This window comes from Geodermatophilus sp. SYSU D01105 (assembly GCF_054050095.1).
In genome coordinates this window covers 41310-50033 of the sequence record NZ_JBJGYR010000030.1, presented here as the reverse complement: position 1 = coordinate 50033, position 8724 = coordinate 41310, and the positions used below count along the sequence as shown (strand labels likewise).

Genomic DNA, 8724 nt, shown 5'->3' with positions numbered 1-8724 from the left:
CCCCCGCCCCCCCCCCCCCCCCCCCCCCCCCCCCCCCCCCCCCCCCCCCCCCCCCCCCCCCCCCCCCCCCCCCCCCCCCCCCCCCCCCCCCCCCCCCCCCCCCCCCCCCCCCCCCCCCCCGCGACCGGATCGGGTGGGGGTCGTCGCCCCCGGCGGGGGAGGACCCCGAGGTCACGCCTTGTCCTCCAGCTGGGTGCGCACCGACTCGGTGAGCTCGTCCCAGGAGTCGACGAACTTCTGCACGCCCTCCTCCTCGAGGACCCGGAAGACGTCGTCGAGGTCGACCCCGGCGTCGGCGATCGCCGCCATGGTCGCGGCGGCGTCGTCGTAGGTCTTCTGCACCGGGGTGCCGGGGCTGCCGTGGTCGGCGTAGGCCTTGAGGGTCTTCTCCGGCATCGTGTTCACGGTCCCGGGGGCGATCAGCTCGCTGACGTAGAGCGTGTCCGGGTAGTCGGGGTTCTTCACGCCGGTCGAGGCCCACAGCGGCCGCTGCGGGCGGGCACCCTTGGCCTCCAGCGCCTTCCAGCGGTCGGAGGAGAACACCTCCTCGTAGGCCTGGTAGGCCAGCTGGGCGTTGGCCAGGGCCGCCTTGCCCTTGAGCGAGGCGTCGGCCCCCGCCGCGTCCAGCCGCTTGTCGATCTCGCTGTCCACGCGGGACACGAAGAACGACGCCACGGACGCGATGCCGTCGAGCGATCCGCCGTCGGCCGCCCGCTGCTCCAGGCCGGACAGGTAGGCGTCCATGACCGCCCGGTAGCGCTCGAGGCTGAAGATCAGCGTGACGTTGACGCTGATGCCGCGGGCGATGGACGTCGTGATCGCCGGCAGGCCGGCCTGGGTCGCCGGGATCTTGATGTACAGGTTGGGCCGGTCGACCAGCCACCACAGGTGCGCCGCCTCGGCCGCGGTGGCGTCGGTGTCGTGGGCCAGGCCGGGCGCCACCTCGAGGGAGACCCGGCCGTCGCCGGGCCGGCTCGCCGCCACCGGGGCGAGGAGGTCACAGGCGTCCCGGACGTCGGCGGCGGTGATGGTCCGCAGCCCCTCCTCGACGCTCACCCGGCGGACGGCGAGGGCGTGCAGCTGGTCGTCGTAGGACTCCGACCCGCTGATCGCCGCGGCGAAGATCGTCGGGTTGGTGGTGACGCCGACGACGGAGTACTCGTCGACCAGCGACTGCAGGTTCCCGCTGCGGATCCGGTCGCGGGACAGGTCGTCGAGCCAGACGGCGACCCCGGCCGACGACAGCTCGGCCAGCTTCTCGTTCTGTGCCATGTCAGGCCCCTTTCGGGCTGGTGTGGTGGTGGCCCCGTCCCGGGTCCCGCCCCGAGCGTGCCGAGGTGGGTGGGACGGGGTCCTTCATCGGTCGCCGGTGGGGTGCGGCAGCCCGCCGGTGGCCGGCACCGGGCCGGCCGGGACGGCGGCGCCCGACCGCGCCGCCTCGATGCTCTCCCGGGCCGCGGTCACGACGGCCTCGTCGGTGAGGCCGAACTCCTCGTAGAGGACGCTGTAGGCGGCGCTGGCCCCGTAGTGGGTCAGGCCGACGATCCGGCCGGCGTCACCCACGAACTCCCGCCAGCCCATCGGCACGCCCGCCTCGACGCTCACGCGGGCGCGGACCGACGGCGGGAGCACCGCGTCCTTGTAGGCCTGGTCCTGGTCGGCGAACCACTCGACGCAGGGCACCGAGACCACGCGGGTCGGGACCCCGTCGGCCTCCAGGCGCTCCCGGGCGGCCACCGCGATCTGCACCTCGGAGCCGGTGCCCAGCAGGATCACCTCGGGGGTGCCGTTCGACGCCTCGGCCAGGACGTAGGCCCCGCGGGCCACGCCGTCCGCGGCGCCGAACTCCGTCCGGTCGAACACGGGCAGGTTCTGCCGGGACAGCAGCAGGCCGGCCGGGCGGTCGTTGTGCTCGAGGATCGTCCGCCAGGCGACGGCGACCTCGTTGGCGTCCGCGGGCCGGACGACGTCGAGCCCCGGCATGGCCCGCAGCGCCGCGAAGTGCTCGATCGGCTGGTGCGTCGGGCCGTCCTCACCCAGGCCGATCGAGTCGTGGGTCCAGACGTAGATGACGGGCAGCTGCATGAGCGCGGCCAGTCGCACCGCCCCGCGCATGTAGTCGGAGAAGGTGAGGAAGGTGCCGCCGTAGACGCGGGTCCCGCCGTGCAGGGCGATGCCGTTCATGATCGCGCCCATCGCGTGCTCCCGGACGCCGAAGTGCAGCGAGCGGCCGTAGGGACCACCCGACCACATCTTCGTCTGCCGGTCGGCGGGCAGGAACGAGGGCTCACCCTTGACCGCGGTGTTGTTGCTCTCCGCCAGGTCGGCCGACCCGCCCCACAGCTCCGGCAGCGCCGGGTAGAGCTTCGCGAGCACCTCGCCGGAGGCCTTGCGGGTGGCCACGCCCTTCGGGTCGGCGTCCCAGCTCGGCAGCTCCGCGGCGAAGCCCTCCGGCAGGCTCCGGGTGGTCATCCGCTCCAGCAGGGCGGCCCGCTCCGGGTCCTGCTGCGCCCAGGCGTCGAAGCGCTCCTGCCAGGTGGCGTGCTCCTCGCGGCCCCGGTCGACGACCGAGCGGGCGTGCGCGAGCACCTCGTCGTCCACCTGGAAGGTCCGCTCGGGGTCGAAGCCGAGGATCTCCTTGGTGGCCCGCACCTCGTCCTCGCCGAGGGCGGAGCCGTGCGCGGCGCCGGTGTTCTGCTTGTTCGGCGCGGGCCAGGCGATGATCGTCCGCAGCACGATGATCGACGGCCGGCTCGTCTCGGCCTTGGCGGCGGCGAAGGCGGCGTCGACGGCGGCGAGGTCCTCACCGTCGTCGACGTGCTGCACGTGCCAGCCGTAGGCCTCGTACCGCTTGCCGACGTCCTCGGTGAAGGCGACGTTCGTGTCGTCCTCGATGGAGATCCGGTTGTCGTCGTAGACCAGGACGAGGTTGCCCAGCCGCTGCGTCCCGGCCAGCGACGACGCCTCGCCGCTGACACCCTCCTCCAGATCGCCGTCGGAGGCGAAGCACCAGATGGTGTGGTCGAAGAGGCTCTGGCCCTCGGGGGCGTCGGGGTCGAGCATGCCGCGCTCGCGCCGGGCGGCCATCGCCATGCCCACCGCGTTGCCGACACCCTGGCCCAGCGGCCCGGTGGTGGTCTCCACGCCCGGGGTGTGGTTGACCTCGGGGTGGCCCGGGGTCTTCGAGCCCCAGGTGCGCAGCGCCTCGAGGTCGGCGAGCTCCAGGCCGTAGCCGGAGAGGTAGAGCTGGATGTACAGCGTCAGGCTCGAGTGGCCCATCGACAGGATGAAGCGGTCGCGGGCCACCCAGTTCGGGTCGCTGGGGTCGTGCCGCAGCCACTTGTGGAACAGCAGGTAGGCGGTCGGGGCCATGCTCATCGCCGTCCCGGGGTGGCCGTTGCCGACCTTCTGGACGGCGTCCATCGCCAGGACGCGCACGGTGTCGATCGCGCGGCGGTCGAGGTCGCCGAAGCCCTCGGGCAGCGTCGGGTGCGGCTGGCGCGGATCGCCGGTCGGGGCGTCGGTCGCGGCCTCGGCCGGAGCCTCGGACTCAGTGCTTCGGGTTCCCATGTCTCGCGTGCTCCTCGGGGGTCGACCGGTTGCGGGACCGCCCGGGACGGTGTGGACCGACCGACCGCGGGCGGACGACGGTGCGCGGCTCCAGCGACCGGCCTCCCGCGCACCGGACCCGGGGCGCCGGACCTGGACGCACCGTCGTCGTCGACGTCGGCCCTACCCGCTGCGTGCGCAGCACCAACGTGGTCGACCCTAGTCCGCTCGCGGGGAACGAGACGCTGGTCATGCCCACCGGCCCGCGTCCGGGGCGGGGGATACAGTGAACGCGTTCTGCTGTCCCCGCTCGGAAGGGACCCCGTGCTGTCCTGGTGCCCGGTGGTGCCCTGCCCACGTTCCCGCGCGACCGGAGCCTCGCGGTGACGGCGCTGTCCGAGCGGCCGGCCGTCCAGGCCCGCCGCCTCTCCGGCACGGTCAAGGCCTACGTGGCGCTGACCAAGCCGCGGATCATCGAGTTGCTGCTCGTGACGACGGTCCCGGCCATGATGCTCGCCGCGCGCGGCTGGCCCTCCTGGCGGCTGCTGCTGGCCACGATGGTCGGCGGCACGCTCGCCGCGGGCGCGGCCAACGTCTTCAACTGCTGGTACGACCGCGACATCGACCGGCTGATGCACCGCACCGAGCGCCGGCCGCTGCCGATGGGCGAGGTGAGCCCGCGGGGTGCGCTGCTGTTCGGGCTGGTGCTGACCGTGCTGTCGGTCGCCCTGCTGGCGGCCACCACCACGACGCTGGCCGCGGTCCTGGCGCTGGGCGCGATCGTCTACTACGCGGTCCTCTACACGATGGTGCTCAAGCGGCACACCCGGCACTCGACCCTGTTCGGCGGCGTGCCCGGGGCGGCGCCGGTGCTCATCGGCTGGGCCGCGGTGACCGGGTCGCTGGCGTGGCCGGCGGTGGTCTTCTTCGGCGTCGTCTTCTGCTGGCAGCTGCCGCACTTCTGGGCGCTGGCGATGCGCTTCCGGTCCGACTACGCCCGCGCCGAGGTCCCGATGCTGCCGGTGGTTGCCGCCCCGCTGTCGGTGGGCCGGCAGACCGTCGTCTGGACCTGGCTGACCGTCGCGGTCTCGCTGCTGCTGTGGCCGGTCGGTGCCGCGGTCGGCATCGGCTGGATCTACACCGTGGCCGCGGCGGGCCTGGGCCTGTGGTTCGCGATCGAGGCGCACCGGCTGCTCGACCGGATCCGCTCGGGCGCCGAGACCCGCCCCATGAAGCTGTTCCACATCTCGATCTCGTACATGGCGCTGCTGTCGGTCGCGATCATCGTGGACGTCCTGGTCTGAGCCGGTCCCGCGGGGACGTCGTGCTCTCCCGCGGTGGGCGGCACCCTCCCGCCCGCCGGACGCGGCTCGTGGTCGCCGACGTCGCGGTGTACGGCGTGGTCGGCGACGACGCGGTGGGTCCGGCGACGACACGGTGGGTCCGGCGGCGACACGGTGGGTCCGGCGGTGTACGGCGTGGTCGGCGACGACACGGTGGTCCGGCGACGACACGGTGGGCCCGGCCGGCGACCACGGGTGGCGCCTGCCGGCCGAGCCGGCCCCGCGCCTCAGCGGGTGGCGGGCGCGGGGACGGAGGAGGCCGCCAGCGGCAGCTCGGACGCCGGGCCGCGGACCGACCAGGCCAGCCGGGCGGTGAACGCCGTGACCAGCACCGCGCCGAGCATGTGCAGGAGCACCAGGACCACGGGCAGGTGCGTGAAGTACTGCACGTAACCGACGACGCCCTGCAGTACCTGCACCACCAGCAGGTCCCGGGCGGCCTGCTTCACGCGGCCGGGGGAGTCGGTGGCGTGGAGGGCGACCAGCAGCGCCACGGTCAGGCCCAGGAGCAGGAAGACGACGTCGGCGTGCAGCTGGCTGACCAGCTCGGGGTCGAAGCCGGTGCGGCCGGCCTCGGGGTCGCCGCTGTGCGGACCGCTGCCGGTCACCACCGTCCCGAGCACCAGGACGGCGGCCGTGGCCACGCCGATGCCGTTGACCAGCAGCGCGAACGGGCGGCGCACCAGCAGCTGGCCGACCCCCGGCTCGCGGGAGCGCAGCCACAGCACCGTCGTCAGGGCCACCAGGACCGACGAGAGCAGGAAGTGCGCCGCCACCGTCCACGGGTTCAGCCCGGTCAGCACGGTGACGCCGCCGAGCAGCGCCTGGGCGGGGATGCCGAGGAACGAGACGACGGCGAGGCCGCGCAGGTCCCGCCGCGTCGAGCGGAACACCGCGACCACGGTGGCGATCGCCACGGCGGCCAGGACGAAGGTCAGCAGCCGGTTGCCGAACTCGATGGCGCCGTGCCCGGCCAGCTCGGGGGTGGCCATGAAGCTCTCGTCGGTGCACCGCGGCCAGGTGGGGCAGCCCAGCCCGGACCCGGTCAGCCGGACGGCCCCGCCGGTGAGGACGATCGCGCCGTTGGCGACGGCGTTGGCGAGGGCGAGGCGCGAGAGGACGGCAGGGGAGACCGGCACGTCCCGATGCTAGGCGGTCGGCCGCCTCGCTCCGGCGGTGCCCGATGGTGATCCGGGACCATCACGGGTAGGGGAGCGGCGACCGTGCAGCGCGCGAGGAGACGCGTGCGGTGCACACCCCCGACACGGACGGACGTCATGACGAGCGGTTTCTTCCCCGGCCCCTACGGCAGCCCCTTCGACGACTTCTTCGCCCGCTACCTCGGCGGGGGTCAGCCTCCGCAGCGGCAGCGCGTCGACATCACCCAGTTCCTCAGCCAGCAGGCCCGGGAGTTGGTGAACGCCGCCGCGCGGCAGGCGGCCGCCGCGGGCAGCGCCGACCTGGACACCGAGCACCTGCTGTGGGCCATGGCCGGGGAGGAGACCACCCGTCAGTTCCTCGCCCGGGCCGGCGCCGACCCCGACCAGCTGCGCGCCCAGCTCGACGGTCAGCTGCGGCGGGGCGAGCCCCGCCAGGAGCCGCCGTCGCTCACCCCGGCCGCCAAGCGCGCGCTGCTCGACGCGCACCGCATCTCCCGGGCGCTGGGCTCCACCTACATCGGGCCCGAGCACCTGCTGTTCGCCCTCGCCGTCAACCCCGACTCCCCGGGCGGCCGGGTGCTGCGGGACCGCGGCGTCACCCCCGAGGCGCTCCAGCAGGCCGCCATGGGCGGGGTCCAGCCCGGGGCCGGGCGTCCCGGCGGCGGGGGGCAGCCGCCGTCGAACACCCCGACGCTGGACGAGTACGGCCGCGACCTCACCGAGATGGCCCGCAACGGCCAGATCGACCCGGTGATCGGCCGGGAGCCGGAGATCGAGCAGACCGTCGAGGTGCTCTCCCGGCGGCGGAAGAACAACCCCGTGCTCATCGGTGAGGCCGGCGTGGGCAAGACGGCGATCGTCGAGGGCATCGCCGCGCAGATCGTCGACGGCGACGTCCCCGAGACCCTGCGCGGACGGCGGCTGGTGGAGCTCGACCTCACCGGGCTGGTGGCCGGCACCCGCTACCGCGGTGACTTCGAGGAACGGATCAAGAAGATCATCGACGAGATCCGCGAGCACAGCGACGAGGTCATCGTCTTCATCGACGAGCTGCACACCGTCGTCGGCGCCGGGGCCTCGGAGGGCTCCGGTGGTGCGGGGAACATGCTCAAGCCGGCGCTGGCCCGCGGCGAGCTGCACATCATCGGCGCCACCACGCTCGACGAGTACCGCCGCAACATCGAGAAGGACGCGGCCCTGGAGCGCCGCTTCCAGCCGATCCTGGTGCCCGAGCCGAGCGTCGAGGACACCGTGCAGATCCTCTGCGGCCTGCGCGACCGCTACGAGGCCCACCACGAGGTCCGGTTCACCGACGACGCCATCCGTGCCGCGGTGGAGCTCTCCGACCGGTACATCACCGACCGGCACCTGCCGGACAAGGCGATCGACCTCATCGACCAGGCCGGGGCGCGGGTGCGCCGGCGGGTCCGGATGCCACCGACCGACCTGCGCGGGCTCGAGCAGGAGGTGGAACAGCTGCAGCGCGAGAAGGACCAGGCGGTCGCCGCGGAACAGTACGAGCGCGCCTCGGAGCTGCGCGACCAGCTGGCCGAGGCGCAGTCGCGGCTGGAGCAGGCCCGCGGTGGCGGGACCCGTCCCGCCGGCATCCCCGAGGTCGGCGTGGAGGACATCGCCGAGGTCGTCTCCCGGGCCACCGGCATCCCGGTCAACCAGCTGACCCAGGAGGAGGTGCAACGCCTGCTGCGGCTGGAGGAGCACCTGCACGAGCGCGTCGTCGGCCAGGAGGACGCGGTGCGCGTGGTGGCCGAGGCCGTGCGCCGCTCCCGCGTCGGTCTCGGGGACCCGGACCGGCCGATCGGCAGCTTCCTGTTCCTCGGTCCGACCGGCGTCGGCAAGACCGAGCTGGCCCGGGCGCTGGCCGAGGCGCTGTTCGGCGACGAGGACCGGATGATCCGCCTGGACATGAGCGAGTTCCAGGAGCGGCACACGGTGAGCCGGCTGGTCGGCTCACCGCCCGGGTACGTGGGCTACGAGGACGCCGGGCAGCTCACCGAGGCGGTGCGGCGCCGGCCCTACTCGGTGGTGCTGCTCGACGAGATCGAGAAGGCCCACCCCGACGTCTTCAACACCCTGCTGCAGGTCCTGGACGACGGCCGGCTGACCGACTCGCAGGGCCGGACGGTGGACTTCAAGAACACCGTGCTGATCATGACGAGCAACCTGGGGTCGGAGCTCATCCAGGGCCGCAACGCCCCGCTGGGCTTCGGGGCCGGCGACGGCGCGTCGTCGGACGCGGGGCTCCGCGACCGGCTCATGCGGCGGCTGCGCGAGTCGTTCCGGCCGGAGTTCCTCAACCGGATCGACGAGATCGTCGTCTTCTCCCAGCTGGAGGAGGCCCAGCTGGCGCAGATCACCCGGCTGCTGCTCGAGGAGACCCGCCGCCGGCTGTCGGCCCAGGACATCGAGGTGACCTTCAGCGACGAGGCGGTGGCCTGGATCGCCCAGCACGGCTTCGAGCCGCAGTTCGGCGCCCGGCCGCTGCGCCGCACCATCCAGCGGGAGGTCGACAACCCGCTCGCCCGGCTGCTGCTCGACGGGCGGCTGGCGTCGGGCGGCCGGGTGACGGTCGGCGTCCGGGACGGCGCCCTCGACTTCGCCGTGGGCGCGCCCGCCGGGGCCGCGTCGGCCCCGGCCGGGTGAGGTCCTCGTCA

The 8724-nt window shown here is 74.0% G+C and carries 5 protein-coding genes; 2 read left to right on the top strand and 3 right to left on the bottom strand.

Annotated elements, in window-relative coordinates; all coding sequences use genetic code 11:
* Positions 1-171: 171 nt before the first annotated feature.
* Entirely contained in the window at positions 172-1272 is a 1101-nt protein-coding gene (gene tal / locus ACI79I_RS21995; RefSeq protein WP_456994454.1) for a transaldolase, read from the bottom strand.
* Between the two features lie 84 nt (positions 1273-1356).
* Entirely contained in the window at positions 1357-3570 is a 2214-nt protein-coding gene (tkt, locus tag ACI79I_RS21990) for a transketolase (RefSeq protein ID WP_456994453.1), read from the bottom strand.
* A 362-nt stretch (positions 3571-3932) separates the two neighbouring features.
* Between tkt and ACI79I_RS21985 the strand changes: the two genes are divergently transcribed.
* Complete coding sequence (locus ACI79I_RS21985) at positions 3933-4853, top strand: heme o synthase (protein ID WP_456994452.1); 921 nt, start codon at positions 3933-3935, stop codon at positions 4851-4853.
* A 266-nt stretch (positions 4854-5119) separates the two neighbouring features.
* On the opposite strand, the gene ACI79I_RS21980 is transcribed toward ACI79I_RS21985, so the two are convergent.
* A complete protein-coding gene (locus ACI79I_RS21980; RefSeq protein WP_456994451.1) occupies positions 5120-6031 on the bottom strand; it encodes a COX15/CtaA family protein in 912 nt (303 codons plus the stop codon).
* Positions 6032-6169: 138 nt separating this feature from the next.
* Between ACI79I_RS21980 and ACI79I_RS21975 the strand changes: the two genes are divergently transcribed.
* Complete coding sequence (locus ACI79I_RS21975) at positions 6170-8713, top strand: ATP-dependent Clp protease ATP-binding subunit (protein ID WP_456994450.1); 2544 nt, start codon at positions 6170-6172, stop codon at positions 8711-8713.
* The last annotated feature ends 11 nt before the right edge of the window (positions 8714-8724 follow it).

Coding starts and splice junctions, on each gene's coding strand:
- tal (WP_456994454.1), bottom strand. CDS start 1,272: ATGGCACAGAACGAGAAGCTGGCCGAGCTGTCGTCGGCCGGGGTCGCC.
- tkt (WP_456994453.1), bottom strand. CDS start 3,570: ATGGGAACCCGAAGCACTGAGTCCGAGGCTCCGGCCGAGGCCGCGACC.
- ACI79I_RS21975 (WP_456994450.1), top strand. CDS start 6,170: ATGACGAGCGGTTTCTTCCCCGGCCCCTACGGCAGCCCCTTCGACGAC.